Origin of the sequence: Klebsiella ornithinolytica NBRC 105727 = ATCC 31898 (assembly GCF_001598295.1) — a bacterium.
Classification (GTDB): Bacteria; Pseudomonadota; Gammaproteobacteria; order Enterobacterales; family Enterobacteriaceae; genus Klebsiella; species Klebsiella ornithinolytica.
This window is the reverse complement of record NZ_BCYR01000003.1, coordinates 103,373-120,142: the sequence shown is the minus strand read 5'-3', so window position 1 is coordinate 120,142 and position 16,770 is coordinate 103,373. Positions and strand designations below refer to the sequence as shown.

The 16,770-nt window shown below is 54.7% G+C and carries 17 protein-coding genes; 8 read left to right on the top strand and 9 right to left on the bottom strand.

Annotation, left to right across the window (positions count from 1 at the left end):
* Positions 1-74: 74 nt before the first annotated feature.
* Positions 75-197, bottom strand: coding sequence for a hypothetical protein (locus ROR01S_RS27480; protein WP_004862412.1), 123 nt, complete (start codon positions 195-197; stop codon positions 75-77).
* 526 nt (positions 198-723) lie between these two features.
* On the opposite strand from ROR01S_RS27480, the gene ydfG reads away from it, so the two are divergent.
* Both ydfG and ROR01S_RS08095 read left to right on the top strand, forming a co-directional pair.
* Positions 724-1,473 carry a bifunctional NADP-dependent 3-hydroxy acid dehydrogenase/3-hydroxypropionate dehydrogenase YdfG gene (gene ydfG, locus ROR01S_RS08100; protein ID WP_004862414.1) on the top strand — a complete coding sequence of 250 codons (750 nt, stop codon included), beginning with the start codon at positions 724-726 and terminating at the stop codon, positions 1,471-1,473.
* 92 nt (positions 1,474-1,565) lie between these two features.
* Positions 1,566-2,252 carry a GntR family transcriptional regulator gene (locus ROR01S_RS08095; RefSeq protein WP_004862416.1) on the top strand — a complete coding sequence of 229 codons (687 nt, stop codon included), beginning with the start codon at positions 1,566-1,568 and terminating at the stop codon, positions 2,250-2,252.
* A 57-nt stretch (positions 2,253-2,309) separates the two neighbouring features.
* Here ROR01S_RS08095 and ROR01S_RS08090 read toward each other — a convergent pair whose 3' ends face one another.
* From ROR01S_RS08090 to ROR01S_RS08060, 7 genes are all read right to left on the bottom strand, one after another.
* Entirely contained in the window at positions 2,310-2,741 is a 432-nt protein-coding gene (locus ROR01S_RS08090; RefSeq protein WP_015584251.1) for a universal stress protein, read from the bottom strand.
* Positions 2,742-3,057: 316 nt separating this feature from the next.
* Entirely contained in the window at positions 3,058-4,521 is a 1,464-nt protein-coding gene (locus ROR01S_RS08085) for a mannitol dehydrogenase family protein (protein WP_064359296.1), read from the bottom strand.
* Between the two features lie 217 nt (positions 4,522-4,738).
* Positions 4,739-6,115: an MFS transporter gene (locus ROR01S_RS08080; protein ID WP_032724241.1), complete on the bottom strand. Its 1,377-nt coding sequence runs from the start codon at positions 6,113-6,115 to the stop codon at positions 4,739-4,741.
* Between the two features lie 49 nt (positions 6,116-6,164).
* Entirely contained in the window at positions 6,165-7,178 is a 1,014-nt protein-coding gene (locus tag ROR01S_RS08075; RefSeq protein WP_015584248.1) for a Zn-dependent oxidoreductase, read from the bottom strand.
* A gap of 10 nt (positions 7,179-7,188) precedes the next feature.
* The gene (gene manD, locus ROR01S_RS08070) at positions 7,189-8,403 is read right to left on the bottom strand and encodes a D-mannonate dehydratase ManD (RefSeq protein WP_004862427.1); all 1,215 of its coding nucleotides are present in this window, start codon (positions 8,401-8,403) and stop codon (positions 7,189-7,191) included.
* A 142-nt stretch (positions 8,404-8,545) separates the two neighbouring features.
* Positions 8,546-9,829 carry an MFS transporter gene (locus ROR01S_RS08065; RefSeq protein ID WP_015584247.1) on the bottom strand — a complete coding sequence of 428 codons (1,284 nt, stop codon included), beginning with the start codon at positions 9,827-9,829 and terminating at the stop codon, positions 8,546-8,548.
* 111 nt (positions 9,830-9,940) lie between these two features.
* Positions 9,941-10,267: a YnfA family protein gene (locus ROR01S_RS08060; protein ID WP_004862432.1), complete on the bottom strand. Its 327-nt coding sequence runs from the start codon at positions 10,265-10,267 to the stop codon at positions 9,941-9,943.
* A 154-nt stretch (positions 10,268-10,421) separates the two neighbouring features.
* On the opposite strand from ROR01S_RS08060, the gene ROR01S_RS08055 reads away from it, so the two are divergent.
* A complete protein-coding gene (locus ROR01S_RS08055) occupies positions 10,422-10,763 on the top strand; it encodes a DUF1283 family protein (RefSeq protein ID WP_004862434.1) in 342 nt (113 codons plus the stop codon).
* Positions 10,764-10,824: 61 nt separating this feature from the next.
* Positions 10,825-11,385, top strand: a complete 561-nt coding sequence (speG, locus tag ROR01S_RS08050; RefSeq protein WP_004862437.1) for a spermidine N1-acetyltransferase — start codon at positions 10,825-10,827, stop codon at positions 11,383-11,385.
* Here the strand turns inward: speG and ROR01S_RS08045 are convergent.
* Complete coding sequence (locus ROR01S_RS08045; protein WP_054829311.1) at positions 11,379-12,056, bottom strand: YnfC family lipoprotein; 678 nt, start codon at positions 12,054-12,056, stop codon at positions 11,379-11,381. The genes speG and ROR01S_RS08045 overlap by 7 nt on opposite strands.
* 135 nt (positions 12,057-12,191) lie before the next feature.
* On the opposite strand from ROR01S_RS08045, the gene ROR01S_RS08040 reads away from it, so the two are divergent.
* The 4 genes from ROR01S_RS08040 (at position 12,192) to dmsD (ending at position 16,613) form a co-directional block, all read left to right on the top strand.
* The gene (locus tag ROR01S_RS08040; protein WP_004862440.1) at positions 12,192-12,455 is read left to right on the top strand and encodes a DUF1161 domain-containing protein; all 264 of its coding nucleotides are present in this window, start codon (positions 12,192-12,194) and stop codon (positions 12,453-12,455) included.
* 144 nt (positions 12,456-12,599) lie between these two features.
* Entirely contained in the window at positions 12,600-15,050 is a 2,451-nt protein-coding gene (gene ynfE, locus ROR01S_RS08035; protein ID WP_064359295.1) for a selenate/tellurate reductase subunit YnfE, read from the top strand.
* A gap of 54 nt (positions 15,051-15,104) precedes the next feature.
* A complete protein-coding gene (locus tag ROR01S_RS08030; protein ID WP_064359294.1) occupies positions 15,105-15,962 on the top strand; it encodes a DmsC/YnfH family molybdoenzyme membrane anchor subunit in 858 nt (285 codons plus the stop codon).
* 42 nt (positions 15,963-16,004) lie between these two features.
* Positions 16,005-16,613, top strand: a complete 609-nt coding sequence (gene dmsD / locus ROR01S_RS08025) for a Tat proofreading chaperone DmsD (RefSeq protein ID WP_015584242.1) — start codon at positions 16,005-16,007, stop codon at positions 16,611-16,613.
* The last annotated feature ends 157 nt before the right edge of the window (positions 16,614-16,770 follow it).

Genomic DNA, 16,770 nt, shown 5'->3' with positions numbered 1-16,770 from the left:
CAGTAAGATTAGGCAACTCATTGATTGACCGCAATGATTTCCGCCTGCTGGCGAGCGGCGCTACCCGAACGCGGTCATAACAAAAAAAAGAAAACGCCGGCCACCAGCAGCGCGCCCGTTACGCCAAGAATATCGATTGCCGTGCTGATTATGGTGGCGTGCGTCGGAATGCTCTCTTCTTCTTCCCATTCGTTCATCGGAACCCTCCTCAGGCAAAAAAGCGCCGCCGCAACGGGCCGGCGCGACAAGGATTTAGGTGTCAATCCTGTGCTCTTCTGTCGTGTGGCGGCAGAATAACAATCCCCATAATGTCGTCGATGATCAATTCATGCCATGAATGCTTTCTTGTTTATTTTTCCACAAGGTTCGCATAACTGACCAGCCGGCCACCTCTTTTCCGTTAGCCAACAGCGCCGGTTCGCCCACTCTTGCCACAGCGATGTTTATCCCGGCGGAAAGGCGCTCATCCGCGCTCGCCGTCGCAATTACCTGTTTTGGAAACGTATTGCTTGTTCCACGGATGTAGACTCTCTTTTCTTTTGTAGCTACAGTGCTGGTAACGAGCGGTTATCGTCATTGTTTAATCTTTTTCTCCGGATTGGGTCCTTTGGCGCGCAGCAATACGCCGGCGAACCGTTTTTACGCAAAATATTAAGCAAGACGGTATGGAAAGCCCCGACATAAGACGGCTGGGGCATGATGAGAACATTGACAGGAGCGATAATGATTATTCTGATTACCGGGGCAACAGCAGGTTTTGGTGAAAGCATGACTCGCCGTTTTATCGCTAATGGTCACAAGGTGATCGCCACCGGGCGTCGCGAAGAGCGCCTGAAAACGTTGCAGGATGAGCTGGGCGCGAATCTCTACACCGCGCAGCTGGATGTCCGCAACCGTGCCGCGATTGAAGAGATGATTGCCGGACTACCGGCCGAGTGGCAGGCCATCGATGTGCTGGTCAATAACGCCGGTCTGGCGCTGGGCCTTGAGCCGGCGCACAAAGCCAGCGTCGAAGACTGGGAAGACATGATCGACACCAACAACAAAGGGCTGGTCTATATGACCCGTGCCGTGCTGCCGGGTATGGTTGAGCGTAACCGCGGTCATATTATTAATATCGGTTCCACCGCCGGCAGCTGGCCTTATTCCGGCGGCAACGTCTACGGCGCGACCAAAGCCTTTGTGCGTCAGTTCAGCCTGAACCTGCGTACCGATCTGCACGGTACAGCCATTCGAGTGACCGATGTAGAGCCCGGCCTGGTCGGCGGTACTGAGTTCTCTAACGTCCGTTTTAAAGGCGACGATGCTAAAGCGAGTAAAGCCTACGAGAATACCCAGGCATTAACAGCGGAAGATGTGACCGAAGCGGTATGGTGGGTCGCCACCCTGCCCGCGCATGTCAATATCAACACGCTGGAAATGATGCCGGTCAGCCAAAGCTTTGCCGGCCTGAGCGTCCATCGCGCGGGCTAAAACCGGCAGCCCGGCCGCTTTGCGGCCGGGTATGGGCGAATGGACAAATAACGCGTAAAATAGCGCATATCCCCCAATAAAAGTAACCATCAATGGCCGCAGAATTGCAACTTAATCCGACACAGCCTGTAAACCAGCAAATTTATCGTATCCTTCGCCATGATATCGTTCATTGTTTGATCCCGCCGGGTACCCCGCTGTCTGAGAAAGAAGTGTCTGTGCGTTTTAGCGTTTCCCGCCAACCGGTGCGTGAGGCTTTTATCAAACTGGCTGAGAATGGTCTTATTCAAATTCGCCCGCAGCGCGGCAGCTATGTCAATAAGATCTCACTGTCTCAGGTGCGCAACGGATGTTTCGTTCGCCAGGCTATCGAATGCGCCGTGGTGCGCCGTGCCGCCGGAATGATCACCGCTGAACAAATCTATCAGCTTGAGCAAAATCTTAACCAGCAGCGTATTGCGGTTGAGCGTCAGCAGTTAAATGATTTTTTTCAGCTGGATGATGAATTTCACCAAAAACTGTCGCTGATTGCCGACTGTCAGCTGGCGTGGGATACCGTCGAGAATATTAAAGCGACAATTGACCGGGTCCGCTACATGAGCCTCGATCACATTACCTCGCCGGAGATGCTGTTGCGCCAACACCATCAAATTTTTCAGGCTCTTGAAAATCGTGATGCGGAAGCGGTCGGCACCGCGATGAATATTCACCTGCATGAAATCAGTGAATCGGTATTATTAATTCGTCAGGAAAACCGCGACTGGTTTAGTGAAGAGTAAATGATTTCGGCGGCAGCCAAATAAACAGCAACGCTGCCGCCCTGATGGCTAAATACGCTAGCGGACAACCAGCACCGGTATTTTTGCGTAGCGCAGAATTGATTCAGCGTTCGAGCCGAGAAGATGCGTGGATAGGCCCGGTGTGCGTGAACCAACAACAATCACGTCAAACTCGTCGGCATTGCCGATAGCCAGTATTTCATCGCGGACATTGCCAAATACTACCCGGGTATGAATCCGCTCAGCCGGAATCGAGAACAGACGGGACAGCGTCTGCATTTTCTTTTCTGACTCTGCTTTCATAAAGGTTTCGAATTTCTGAATATCCGCAGCGAAGCCGCGTAAAACGGAACGACTGCTGTTTGGCAATACGTTTAATAACGTAATTTCGCCCTCTTCAGCCGACGCCAGGAACTCAGCATGACGAACCGCTTTATCACTCAAATCCATTTCAAATACATCGACCGGCAAGAGAATTTTCTTGTACATATGCGGCTCCTTTTTCCGAAGTACTTAATTTCACTGCGCACATCATGACATATTTATTTTCAGTCCCACACAACTAATAACCCTGTAATCTGGCATATTCATTAAAATAAACATCAATTATATATAGTTAGCTCTGGATAGCTAAAGTTATGTATATTCAATGTTCTCGATCAATATTTGTATAAAAGCCACAATAAATATTTTTACCGCCGAAGAAAACGCCCTGCCAGGATGTTAACGAACGTGATTGCAAAAATTAAGACACCCGGATGGGTGTCTTAATATTGTTCCACAAGGTCGAGCGGGACGGGTGCCGCTAGTGAGTCTGGGCCCAGGCCGCAACGGTCGCCTTCGCGCCCCGCGCTTTCAACGACAGCCAGGCGCTCGTTACGGCATCGACAAAACGACCGTTCTGCGGCAAATCGCGGCCAAAGATGGCTTCGATACCCAGCAACGCTTTCACCCGTTCCGGCCCCTCAGCGCTGTTCTGGACCGCCTGCTGAATCACCGGCAGCAGCGGATCGCAGATCTCAATCGCCTGTCCCTGCTCATCAACGCCGCCGACATAGCACATCCAGCCCGCGATCCCCATCGCCAGCAGGCTGAAGTCGGTGTGCTGCGCGAGATGCCAGCGCACGGAATCCAGCATCCGCTGCGGCAGTTTCTGGCTGCCGTCCATCGCAATCTGCCAGGTGCGGTGCTTCAGTGCCGGGTTGCTGTAACGGTCGATGAGAAGCCCGGCGTAACGTTCCAGATCAACGCCCTGGACTTTCAACGTCGGCGCCTGTTCGCTGAGCATTAAGCTGCGCGCCGCGCGGCGGTAATTCTGATCCTGCATACAGTCATTGATATGCTGATAGCCGGCCAGATATCCCAGATAGGCGAGGAAAGAGTGGCTGCCGTTGAGCATACGCAGTTTCATCTCTTCAAAAGGTACGACGTCAGCGACCAGTTCGGCCCCCGCGAGTTCCCACGCCGGGCGACCCGCCACAAAGTTGTCTTCAATGACCCACTGACGGAACGGCTCACAGGCAACGCCCGCCGGATCGCGCACACCGGTCAACTGCTCAATTTTATCCAGCGTGTCGGCCGTCACCGCCGGCACAATGCGATCAACCATCGTCGACGGGAAGGTCACCTGTTGCGCAATCCAGTCGGCGAGATCGCCGTCAATTGCGCGCGCCAGGGCACAAACCACATTGCGCGTGACATGACCGTTCTCCGGCATATTATCGCAGGACATCACGCTGAATGCCGGCAAGCCTGCAGCTTTGCGCCGCGCCAGGGCTTCAACGATAACGCCCGGCGCAGATTTCGGCTGGTGCGGATTCAGAATATCCGCCGCGATCAGCGGATGCTCCAGCTGTATCTCGCCGGTGGACGGCGAGTGGCAATAGCCTTTTTCGGTAATCGTCAGGGATACAATGGCCACCTGAGGCTCACACATCTTCGCCAGCACACTCTCAAGGCCATCGACCTCTGCATGCATGGCTTGTTTAACCACGCCGACCACGCGGGCCGTCCAGGCATCCGCCGACATTTCGGCAACGGTATACAGGAGATCCTGTTTCTGCAGATCGGCAATCTGCTGCTCGCCGCCAATCAGGTTAACTTCGGTGTAGCCCCAATCGCTGCCCTGTTCTGCCGCCAGAATATCGGCATAGACCGCCTGGTGCGCGCGATGGAATGCGCCAAAACCGAGATGGACAATGCGCGAAACCAGTTTGCTGCGATCGTAGGAAGGAAGCGTTGCCTTGGCTGTTAAAAGCGTGTTTTCCATGGTGACTCTCATTTTTATGATTACTAATCAACCATTCTCGAGGAGAATGCCTCTGTGAGGTAAACCATCTCATGCAATTGGTATGACATCTTTGATTTCCATCAACTACCATACAAGAAGATTTTGCCATTCACAGTCTGTTTCACTACGGGTGAATAGAGGAAATAAAAAGCCGGGTTCCGCACCCGGCCAGTTTGCACGTCGGTCTGTCAACGGTTCAGGTTAACTGACCGCTTCTCACCTCGCGATGTTGAGGAACGGCGTCTGCCGCATCGTCCAGCAAGCTGAGATCGCGGTCCCGCACTTCTGGCATAAGGAGAGCGGAGAGCAAGCCAATAGACGAGTAGCAGATAAGCATGGCAACGATCGGCCACCATGACTCCGTCATATTACAGAAAATACCGGCCAGTACCGGACCAAAGCCTACGGCAACTAAACCACCGGTTTCTTTTGAAATCGCCATTCGCGTAAAGCGGTTACGCGAACCGAAAATTTCCGCCATGGTGATATTTTCAAGCGCAAACAGACCCAGCACAGCAATATTATGGATGACAATCAACGACGCCATAATTGCGCCGACGCTGTAGCTCTTATCAACAATGATCGAGACCATCGGATAGGCCAGTATAATGGCGGTGATATTCACGATAATATAAGGGACACGGCGACCGATTTTATCGGATAACCACCCGAGGAGAGGGATGGTGATAAAACCGATGCCGGAACTAATCATTAAAGCATCGGTTGGAATAGCTTTATCAAATAATAAGGTCTGTACCAAATAGCCGGCCAGGAACGTCTGCAATAAACCTGAGTTACCCGCCTGACCGAAACGTAACCCGGTTGCCAGCCAGAAGGATTTACTTTTCAGCATCGCGCCAAAAGTAGTCTCCCGCTCCGCCGCGCCGGTTTGCAGCTCGCCTCCCTCGTTGACCTGTTCAAATACCGGACTTTCTTTAAGGTTCAGCCGCAGCCAGATAGCGAATATCATCACCACGGCGCTGGCAAGGAACGGGATTCGCCATCCCCATGCCACCAGCTCCTCCCGGTCAAGCAGGAAAAACATTATCGCCCAGATAGCGGTTGCGCTCAGCGTGCCGCAGTTGGTCCCCATTGCGACCAGCGACGAAATGATGCCGCGTTTCCCCTTCGGCGCATATTCGGCCAACATGGTACCTGCTCCGGAGATTTCAGCCCCGGCGCCCAGCCCCTGGACAATACGTAAAGTCACCAGTAACACTGGCGCAAAAATGCCAACCTGCGCATAGGTAGGCAACACCCCAATCAGGGTGGTACAAATGCCCATCATCGTAATAGTGATAAAGAGAACGCGTTTACGTCCGATTTTGTCACCCATCCGGCCAAAGATAAAAGCACCGACTATTCGCGCAATATATCCCGCGCCATAGGTCCCCATCGCCAGAATAAGCGCCATTGCGGCTGATTGCTCAGGAAAAAAGATTTCATGAAAAACCAGCGCAGCCCCTAAAGAATAGAGTTGAAAGTCCATAAACTCCAGAGCGGTCCCTAACCACCCAGACACAGCCGCACGGATGAGATCGGCCGTTGTTCTCTCATTATTTACTGTAGTCATCATTATTTTCTCTAATTGTTAGAAGTCGAGCCTGCATTTATTATTAGAGTCAAAAGGTCAGTAAAACCTTACAACAGCTCTTTCTGTCTTTTTCAAAAGTTTCGATAGCGTCGATAATATTCTGATAGTCAAAAACATGAGTAATGAGAGTTTCAGGATCAATTAACCCTTGCTCTAACCACGCCAATACAATGGGGAATTTATGCGCATTCAGCCGCGATGAAAATATAGACAGTTCTTTACCGGTAATACCCTGCTGGGCAACCTGCGAGGGTTCCGTTGAGAATCCCATGAGCACAATTCTGGCCGCCGGAGAGGCCAGCGTCACGGCCTCCTGAAAAATTGACGGATGACAGGCCGCATCAATAATCAGCGTCGGTTTAATGCCTTTATCCTGCAGGCATTCCGCTAATGACGTTTGACCGTTGTTGATCGTCCAGTCGGCACCATTGCGCTTCGCCATTTGCAGGCGTTCGTCGATCTGGTCAGTCACAATCACTTGCTTAACCCGATAGACCCGCTTCAGCACCTGAATCGTAGTTAAGCCCATCGGCCCGGCGCCGAATACCAGCGCGATGTCCTGCGCCGTCGGTTTAACCTGTCCGGTGACGTTGGCAGCAATGGTGAAAGGCTCAACCATCACCGCGTGCCGATCGGGTACCGTATCCGGCACTAACCAGCAATTTTGAGCAGGCACAACCACATATTCGCTAAAACCGCCATCCCGGTGGACCCCCAGAACCACCAGAGAAGTGCAGACGTTGGGTTTGCCCACTGAGCACGGATAGCAATGACCACAGCTAATCACCGGGTCAACGCTCACCCGCTGGCCGACCTTCCTGTCCAGCACCCCATCGCCAACGGCATCGATGATGCCGTAGAATTCATGGCCAATAACGCGAGGGTATTGAGCAAAAGGATTATGCCCGCGGTAGATATGGCTATCGGAACCGCAAATCCCCGCCAGCTTAACTTTTACCCGCACTTCTCCAGGTGCAGGTTCCGGCCTGTCTCTCTCTTCCACCTTCAGCTCATTGGGTTGTCGTATCACGATGCTTTTCATTTTTATCTCCTTACCAGTTCCATAAGGTGCCGTCGTCCAGTCTGGCTACCGGCAGACAGGCGGGCTCATACGGGTATTTTGCTGCCCGTTTTTCATCAAACTCGATACCCAACCCCGGCTTTTCTCCTGGATGCATATAGCCGTTGTCAAAGGTCCAGCTGTGTGGGAAAACCTCCAGCATCTGCCCGGAATAACCCATATATTCCTGGACGCCGAAGTTCGGCACCCACAGGTCAAAATGAAGCGCCGCAGCCATGCAGATCGGCGACAGATCGGATGGCCCGTGCGAACCGGTACGGACCTGATAAAGCGAAGCAAAATCGGCAATGCGGCGCATGCCGGTAATCCCGCCAGCATGGGTGATAGTGGTGCGGATATAGTCGATCAGCTGTTCTTCAATCAGCTGCTTGCAATCCCAGATGCTGTTGAAGACTTCACCGACGGCAATGGGCGTCACGGTGTGCTGGCGAATCAGGCGGAAGCACGCCTGGTTCTCTGCCGGGGTAGGATCTTCCATCCAGAACAGGCGATACTCTTCGATGCTTTTACCAAAGCGAGCCGCTTCAATGGGCGTCAGCCGATGATGCATGTCGTGCAGCAGATGCTCGTTAAAGCCAAACTTTTCACGCACGGCGGCAAACAGCTGCGGCGTAAAATCCAGATATTTCTCCGTTGACCACAGCTGCTCTTCCGGCCACTGGCCCTTGGTCGCCGGCTCGTACGCCTGGCCTTTACCCTTCGCCATTCCATAGGTCGTTTTCATACCCGGAACGCCGCACTGCACGCGAATGGCCTTAAAGCCCATCTCCTGGTGGCGGGCATAGTCCTCCAGTACTTCATCGATGGAGTGCCCGGTGGTGTGGCAGTAAACCATCACGCCTTCTCGCGATGCACCGCCCAACAGCTGATACAAAGGCATCCCCGCCGCTTTCGCTTTTATATCCCACAGCGCCATATCGACGGCAGAAATAGCCGACATGGTGACCGGCCCACGGCGCCAGTACGCTCCTTTGTAGAAAAACTGCCAGATGTCTTCAATGCGGTGCGCATCGCGGCCAATAAGCTGCGGACAGAGATGATCCTGCAGATACGATGCCACGGAGAGCTCACGTCCGTTCAGCGTCGCATCCCCCAGCCCGACAACCCCGTCATCGGTGGTAATTTTAAGGGTGACAAAGTTACGTCCGGGGCAAGTGACGAAAACTTCAGCGGCAACGATCTTCATCTCTGTTTCCTTCCATCCTGACGATAAGTGATCAAAATTAAAGCATCAGACCTACTACCATACAAGTATGAAATTAGAAAAAGACGCGTTCGGTCACATTCTTCAGACGAGGTGAAGCGGCGCTGAGCGCCGCTTCTGTAGGCTAATGAATAGGGTCTTTTACAATGAAGAAGTAGCAAAGTGCGCCGGTAAAAGTCACACAGGCGGCAATGACCAGCGCAAGATTGAATGAGTGGGTGGTGTCGACGACCCAACCGGTAACGACCGGGGCAAAAGAGGCAAAAACGAAACTGCCGAAATTCTGAATCGCCGCCACCGAGGCAACTTTCTGCTCACTGACCAGCACCTGTACCAGCCCCCACGCCGAGGTTCCGGCAAAATGAACGCAGAACAGCGCCATCGAGATAAAAGCCACGGCCTGAGCCGGCGATGAGGACTGCACCACCAGCAGCGTGCCCAGCGCGGAAAGCAGCAGACCAACAACAATCGCGGTTTTGCGTGTCTTCGCCAGATCATATCCCCGGCGCGCCAGGGCATCGACGACAATACCATTAACCCACATGCCAACGGCAGCGGCCAGGAAAGGAATGGCCGCCACCCACCCCGTTTTTGCAAGACTGAGTCCCTGCTGCGCCTGAAGGTATCCCGGCAGCCAGGCAATATACAGCCAGCCGGTATAGTTCACGCCCGAAAAACCCAGAATCATGCCCCAGGTCGTCCGGCGTTTAAACAGCCCCAGCCACTCGCTAAAATTCAGCGTCGGACGCGCCTGCACCGGCGCCGCAAGGTAGAGCCGCTCATCCTGCTGCAGATCAAACTGCGCCCGGTTGCGATACCAGGCATACCAGCACAGACCCACCACAATACCCGCCAGACCAATAACCACGAACATCGTCCGCCAGCCCCAGGCAATCTGCATCAGCACCAGCGCTGGCGGCGCAATCGCCTGCCCTAATACCGTCGATGAGTTAAAGATCCCCACGGCCGTTCCGCGCTCTTTCTGAACATACCAGTCGTTGATCGATTTAACGCCCGCGGGCATAAACGGGGCTTCGCCAATGCCAAGACCAATACGCAGGAGAATAAAATGGCTGAATGAGTTCACCATCCCGGTCAGTGCCTGCATTAATGACCAAAAGATGAGTCCGGCCCCGAGCACAATGCGCGGGCCAAAGCGGTCCAACAGCATGCCTGAAGGTAGTTGAGCGAAACCATAGGATAGTGAAAACGCCGACAGCAGCACACCGAACTCGGTCGCACTCAGCCCCAAATCACCGCGAATAGCCTCTCCCGCGACGCTTAACGACGAACGATCGAGGAAATTGACGATGCCAGCGATAAACAGAAGCACCAGCGTCACATTCTGTACCCGGCGAATGCGAGCCGGTTTGGCGCCAGTCTGGCTGGCGAGAGTCTGGATAGCCATAGTTGTTCCTTACTGTAATTGACGATATGCATTTAACAGTAAGACAACAAGCCAACTACCATACAAGAATAAAGGTTAAAATTAGCGTGAACGATCACAGAAGAACGCGCGTTAAGCGCGTCCCCAGCCAGCGACAATAATCAACATGCCGCACAGCGCAATCAGCGCCCCTGCCCAGTCATAATGGCTAAGCTTAACGCCATCGACAAAACGCAGCCACAGCAGCGCGGTGCAGACATACACGCCGCCGTAAGCGGCATAAACCCGCCCGCTTGCTGCTGGATGCAGCGTCAGCAACCAGACAAACATCATCAGCGCCAGACCTGCCGGAATTAACAGCAGCGGCGTTGCGCCGCGTTTTAACCATAGCCAGGGTAAATAACATCCGAGAATTTCACAGAGCGCGGTGGCGAAGAAAAGCAGCGTTGTTTTGAACATTAAAGACACGTAAAGAGAGCAGGTTGTTGGCCCATTTTACGCAATAATCTGCCTCTTCCACACTCTTTTGTCGGGTATGCCGGCGAAAAGAGATGTAGTAAACTGCCTGCAGATTGCAGGGGCTTCCCCTTTTTATCACTCAAAGGAAATCGTGATGAAAATGACACAGAACACACGTTACTGCCTGACGGCTATGCTGGCGCTGAGCGCCGTACTCTTTACCGCATCGTCTTTCGCGCAAACCAGCAAGCTGGTGATTGAATCCGGCGATAGCGCACAAAGCCGCCAGCAGGCCGCCATGGAAAAAGAGCAGTGGAACGACACCCGCTCTTTGCGTCACAAGGTCAACACCCGCACCGAAAAAGAGTGGGACAAGGCTGACGTCGCTTTTGATGCGCAGGACAACTGCCAGAAAAGCACGAACGTCAACGCGTACTGGGAACCGAACACCCTGCGCTGCCTCGACCGCCGCACCGGTCGCGCTATTGCACCTTAATCCGTCACGCATCCATGGCGCCCGCGGGCGCGATATTTAGCTTTTATCGACAGGAACAGCCATGACCGACGCATACTCAATCAAACTTCGTCCGCTCGAGCGTGAAGACTTACGTTTTGTCCACCAGCTCGATAACAATGCCAGCGTGATGCGCTACTGGTTCGAAGAGCCCTACGAAGCTTTTGTTGAGCTCTCCGACCTTTACGATAAACACATTCACGATCAGAGCGAACGCCGGTTTGTTATCGAATGTAATGGTGAAAAAGCCGGGCTGGTGGAACTGGTTGAGATCAACCACGTCCATCGCCGCGCCGAATTTCAAATCATCATTTCACCGGATTATCAGGGAAAAGGTCTGGCGACGCGCGCCGCGAAGCTGGCGATGGACTACGGTTTTACCGTTCTCAATCTGTATAAACTGTATCTCATCGTCGACAGCGAAAATGAAAAAGCCATCCACATCTACCGCAAGCTTGGGTTTATGGTAGAGGGGGAGCTGATTCATGAATTTTTCATCAACGGCGAATACCGCAACACCATTCGTATGTGCCTGTTCCAGCACCAGTATATTAGCGAACACCGCACTCAGGGACAGTCGCTGCTGAAGCCCACGGCTCAGTAGTATTCGATACTGTTTTTGATGGTATAACGACGGGTCAGCGGCGGCTGGACGCTTTCATCGACCACCTGCAGCTGGCAATCAACCGGATTATCGTGGCTATCGTAGTCACAGGTTTGACGCACGTTCCCCAACTGACGATCGTTGAAGGTGCTGGTCGCCGTGTAGTCCAGCTTTTTACGTGGATCCTTCGCCGGCGTGGAGATCACCGTAAAACGCTCATTTTTCGCCACGGTGGTTTTACCGGTCGGATAACCTTCGCTGTCATACTGATAGGTGGCAGTCGTCTCTTTGCCACGCGCGGCCACCACAAAGCCGTTATCATCCGTCTCCCAGATAATGCCGGCCGACGGCAGTTCCGCGAGCTGGCATTTTCCCTGCAGGCGCAGGCGTTTCTCACGGGTGCGGGCGTCAAGATAGAAGTTGGCATCCAGCATCAGCGTCGCGCCGGTATTATTTTCCCGGTCCTCCAGGTCCAGCAGATCAAAACAGCCCTCCCTCGAGAGGCTCGCGCTCACCCGTTTTACCACCTCATCGTGTTCGTCGAGCAGCGTCTGGCTAAAATCTTTCACCGGACCACGCAGCGGATCGAACTCGAACTCATTGGAAAAACTCGCCATTTCCGGCGTAAATGCTTCTGGCTTCTTCTGCGCATCGCAGGCGCTGAGCACCATCACCGCCGATATCAGCAATAACCGTTTTTTCACGCCGAATCCCTTTTGTATACATTGCAATCATATTAGCAAATACAATTGTTTACACCAGTTCTGCTATGCTTAAATCTGGATAACATTAATAAGGAGTCTATGATGAAACGCTCTTTCTGGCTATGCGCCGCGCTGCTGCTGGGTTCAACCTCAGCGCTGGCCGCGCCCGATTCCTGCGAACGCGTGAAGAACGATATTCAACAAAAGATCGTCAATAACGGCGTGCCGGCCTCAGGCTTTACTTTAGCGATCGTGCCCAACGATCAACCCGATCAGCCCGGTGCCCAGGTTGTCGGCCACTGTGCTAACGACACCTTCAAAATTACCTATACCCGCAGCGCCGATTCAGACAGCGACGCCCGTTAACCTCTTATTTTCATTCGAAGGATATTATCCCTGAGTTGACCAGGGATAATATCCTTCTACCCCACTCTGGGTATGATTGCTCCCCCATACACCGGAAAATGATACCGGCGATCTTTCAGCGGCAACACAACGATGTGGTGAGCCATGTCCAGTCAGGAACATTCTGGCGGCGTCAGCCGACGCACGTTAATCAAATCGTCTGCGATAGGCTCACTGGCGCTTGCCGCCGGTGGACTCTCGCTTCCTTTTAGTCTGCGCTCCGCTGCGGCGGCCGTTCAGCAGGCGACACAGAGTGAAGAACGTATCGTCTGGGGCGCCTGTTCGGTAAACTGCGGCAGTCGCTGCGCGCTGCGTCTGCACGTGCGCGATAATGAAGTCACCTGGGTAGAAACGGATAATACCGGGATGGACAATTATGGCGACCATCAGGTACGCGCCTGTCTACGCGGCCGTTCCATTCGCCGGCGAATCAACCACCCGGATCGCCTGAATTACCCGATGAAACGCATCGGCAAACGCGGCGAAGGCAAGTTTGCGCGCATCAGCTGGGAAGAGGCGCTGGAGACAATTGCCGGCAATCTGCAAAGAGTCGTCAAAAACTACGGCAACGAGGCGGTTTACATTAACTATTCGTCGGGAATTGTCGGCGGCAATATGACCCGTTCCTCGCCTTCGGCCTCGCCGGTCACCCGTCTGATGAACTGCTATGGCGGGTCGCTGAATCAGTACGGCACCTACAGTACCGCCCAGATTGCCTGCGCCATGCCCTACACCTACGGCAGCAACGAGGGTAACAGCACCTCGGATATCGAAAACAGCAAACTGGTGGTGATGTTCGGCAACAACCCGGCGGAAACCCGCATGAGCGGCGGCGGCATCACCTGGTATCTGGAGCAGGCCAGAGAACGCTCCAACGCGCGGATGATTGTCATTGACCCCCGCTATACCGATACTGCCGCCGGGCGGGAAGATGAATGGATCCCCATCCGTCCGGGCACCGATGCCGCGCTGGTGGCCGGTATCGCCTGGGTACTGATTAGTGAGAATCTGGTCGATCGGCCGTTCCTCGATAAATACTGCGTCGGCTATGACGAAAAAACCCTTCCCGCCGGCGCCCCGCCAGACAGCCACTACAAAGCCTACATTCTCGGTCACGGTGAGGACGGGACCGCCAAAACGCCGCAGTGGGCGTCGCGTATCACCGGGATCCCCGTCGACCGAATCATTAAGCTGGCCCGGGAAATTGGAACCACCCGACCCGCCTGTATTTGCCAGGGCTGGGGACCGCAGCGCCAGGCTAACGGGGAACTGGCTTCCCGGGCGATCGCCATGCTGCCGATTCTGACCGGCAATGTCGGCATTAACGGCGGCAACAGCGGCGCGCGCGAATCGACCTATACCCTGACCATTGAGCGCCTGCCGGTGCTGGTCAATCCGGTCAAAACCGCCATCTCCTGCTTTAGCTGGACCGACGCCATCGCGCGCGGCCCGGAGATGACCGCGCTGCGTGACGGCGTCAGAGGCAAAGATAAGCTGGATGTCCCGATTAAGTTTATCTGGAACTATGCCGGGAATACCCTCGTCAACCAGCATTCTGATATCAACAAAACCCACGAAATTCTCAAGGACGAGAAAAAATGCGAAATGATCGTGGTGATCGAGAACTTTATGACCTCTTCGGCGAAGTATGCCGACATTCTGCTGCCGGACCTGATGACCGTCGAACAGGAAGACATCATCCCTAACGACTACGCCGGGAACATGGGCTACCTGATTTTTATTCAGCCCGCAACCGCGCCGAAATTCGAACGCAAACCGATCTACTGGATCCTCAGCGAAGTGGCAAAACGCCTCGGCGATGATATTCATCAACGATTTACCGAAGGTCGCACCCAGGAGCAGTGGCTCCAGTATCTGTACGCCAAAATGCTGGCCAGAGATCCCGCGCTACCCACCTATGAAGCCCTGAAAGCAATGGGGATTTATAAGCGTAAAGATCCGGACGGCCATTTTGTCGCCTATCGCGATTTTCGCGCGGACCCGATCGCGCACCCCTTAAAAACGCCCTCCGGCAAAATTGAGATTTACTCCAGTCAACTGGCGGATATTGCTGCCCGTTGGCAGTTGCAGAAGGATGAAACGATCAGCCCACTGCCGATCTACGCCTCCACTTTCGAAGGCTGGGATGACCCGCTGCGCGACCAGTTCCCGCTGCAGCTTTTCGGTTTTCACTACAAAGCCCGAACCCACTCCAGCTACGGCAACGTCGATGTGCTACAGGCCGCCTGCCGCCAGGAGGTGTGGATCAATCCGCTTGATGCCGGGAAGCGTGGAATTAAAAACGGCGATTTGGTGCGCGTCTTCAACCCGCGCGGCGAACTGCGTATTCCGGCGAAAGTCACGCCGCGTATCATGCCCGGCGTTGCGGCTATGGGCCAGGGAGCATGGCATGACGCCAACATGGACGGTGATCGCATCGATCGCGGCGCCTGCATTAATACCCTGACCACCCAGCGGCCCTCTCCGCTGGCAAAAGGAAATCCACAGCATACGAACCTCGTTGACATCGCCAGGGTCGAGGACACGGCGTCATGATCTCCTGGCTGCCAGGAGGCGCAGACGAGCCAACAGCCAGCAAGGAGATCGCCCATGGGTAGTGGATGGCATGAATGGCCGCTGGTGCTGTTTACGGTACTCGGTCAATGCGTGGCGGGAGCGACTATCGTCAGCGGTCTGGGATGGATATCGCTGACAGATAACTCCGAGGCCCGGCAGCGTCTGGTCAAACGCATGGTCTTTCTCTGGCTCATGATGGGGGTCGGTTTTCTGGCATCGGTTCTGCATCTGGGATCGCCGCTCCGGGCATTCAACTCTCTTCATCGCATTGGCGCCTCGGCGCTCAGTAATGAAATCGCCAGCGGCGCCCTGTTCTTCGCCGTCGGCGGCCTCTGGTGGTGGCTGGCGAGACTCGGCAAACTGCCTGCGGCCCTCGGCCGCCCCTGGCTGCTGCTGAGCATGCTGCTGGGCCTCATTTTTGTGCTGGCGATGACCCGGGTTTACCAGATTGAAACCGTCCCGACATGGTATAGTGGCGGCACGACAACATCCTTCTTTCTGACAATGGCGCTGACCGGGCCGCTGTTCGCCGCGCTGTTATTGCGGGCTGCGAATGTTGAGTTCAACGGGCGTTTTTTCGCCTCCTTGAGCGTGCTGGCGCTGTTTGCCAGCATCGCTCTGGTGATTATGCAGGGCGTTGAACTCAGCGACATTCAGAGCTCAATGCAGCGCGCCGGCGCGCTGGTGCCGAATTATGCCGCGTTACAGATCTGGCGCATCGCGCTGCTGGCGCTTGGCCTCGGCTGCTGGATCTGCCCGCTTTGCCGGAACAAAACCCCGCGCCCGACCAGTTTGTTCCTCGGACTGCTGCTGGTTCTGGCCGCAGAACTTATTGGCCGCGGTCTGTTTTATGCTCTGCATATGACCGTCGGCGTGGCGATTGCTGGTTAATATTCAGGCGTGGCACCGTCCCGCCGCAGTAAGGAAGAGTACATGATACAAGCTCACTACCGCGACGCCGTCGCGTTGAGCGCCCGCACCCTGGGCGCCCTGTTTTCATTTTCCCCGGAAAGCGCGCAGGCCGCGCCGCTGGTAGCGGCTCTGCAAGACGGCAGCTGGCAGGCTCAATGGCCTTATCCGCTAGCCGATTCGCTGGTGACCGGGTTCGCCGCCGCCAGCGATGAACCGCTCCCCCAGGCCTGGCAACGCCTGTTTATTGGTCCCTGGGCGCTGCCCGCCCCGCCGTGGGGTTCGGTCTGGCTGGATAAAGAGAATGTGCTGTTCGGCGACTCTACTCTGGCATTGCGGGAGTGGATGCGCGCGAACGGAATTGGTCACGCAACGCAAGGCCAGGAGCCGGAAGATCATTTTGGTACGCTCCTGCTGCTGGCCGCCTGGCTGTGCGAATCCGCGCAGGAGGAGGCGTTTTCGCAGCTTCTCGCCTGGCATCTGCTGCCCTGGTCCGGCCGGTTCCTCGAGGTGTTTATCGCCGGAGCCGAACACCCCTTTTATCATTCCCTCGGACAACTGGCGCAGGCGACGCTCGCCGAATGGCAACGCCAGCTCCCCATTGCCGTCGCCGACAAACCGCTTTATCGCTAAACGCACCGCCATGCCGGGAGGACTGGCATGGCGGCTTTTCAGTGACAACGTCACGCAGACAGATTTTTTAAGCCCCTTCATCCGCCCGCTGTTTCAGCACAAGCGGCATTTATAGCTTTTGCGTCTAAGCTTATTTCCTATCACAATAAGTCTATGT

Coding starts and splice junctions, on each gene's coding strand:
- speG (WP_004862437.1), top strand. CDS start 10,825: ATGACCGACGCATACTCAATCAAACTTCGTCCGCTCGAGCGTGAAGAC.
- ROR01S_RS08055 (WP_004862434.1), top strand. CDS start 10,422: ATGAAAATGACACAGAACACACGTTACTGCCTGACGGCTATGCTGGCG.
- ynfE (WP_064359295.1), top strand. CDS start 12,600: ATGTCCAGTCAGGAACATTCTGGCGGCGTCAGCCGACGCACGTTAATC.
- ROR01S_RS08045 (WP_054829311.1), bottom strand. CDS start 12,056: ATGGTGCTCAGCGCCTGCGATGCGCAGAAGAAGCCAGAAGCATTTACG.
- ydfG (WP_004862414.1), top strand. CDS start 724: ATGATTATTCTGATTACCGGGGCAACAGCAGGTTTTGGTGAAAGCATG.
- ROR01S_RS08095 (WP_004862416.1), top strand. CDS start 1,566: ATGGCCGCAGAATTGCAACTTAATCCGACACAGCCTGTAAACCAGCAA.
- ROR01S_RS27480 (WP_004862412.1), bottom strand. CDS start 197: ATGAACGAATGGGAAGAAGAAGAGAGCATTCCGACGCACGCCACCATA.
- manD (WP_004862427.1), bottom strand. CDS start 8,403: ATGAAGATCGTTGCCGCTGAAGTTTTCGTCACTTGCCCCGGACGTAAC.
- ROR01S_RS08085 (WP_064359296.1), bottom strand. CDS start 4,521: ATGGAAAACACGCTTTTAACAGCCAAGGCAACGCTTCCTTCCTACGAT.
- ROR01S_RS08030 (WP_064359294.1), top strand. CDS start 15,105: ATGGGTAGTGGATGGCATGAATGGCCGCTGGTGCTGTTTACGGTACTC.
- ROR01S_RS08065 (WP_015584247.1), bottom strand. CDS start 9,829: ATGGCTATCCAGACTCTCGCCAGCCAGACTGGCGCCAAACCGGCTCGC.
- ROR01S_RS08040 (WP_004862440.1), top strand. CDS start 12,192: ATGAAACGCTCTTTCTGGCTATGCGCCGCGCTGCTGCTGGGTTCAACC.
- dmsD (WP_015584242.1), top strand. CDS start 16,005: ATGATACAAGCTCACTACCGCGACGCCGTCGCGTTGAGCGCCCGCACC.
- ROR01S_RS08060 (WP_004862432.1), bottom strand. CDS start 10,267: ATGTTCAAAACAACGCTGCTTTTCTTCGCCACCGCGCTCTGTGAAATT.
- ROR01S_RS08080 (WP_032724241.1), bottom strand. CDS start 6,115: ATGACTACAGTAAATAATGAGAGAACAACGGCCGATCTCATCCGTGCG.
- ROR01S_RS08090 (WP_015584251.1), bottom strand. CDS start 2,741: ATGTACAAGAAAATTCTCTTGCCGGTCGATGTATTTGAAATGGATTTG.
- ROR01S_RS08075 (WP_015584248.1), bottom strand. CDS start 7,178: ATGAAAAGCATCGTGATACGACAACCCAATGAGCTGAAGGTGGAAGAG.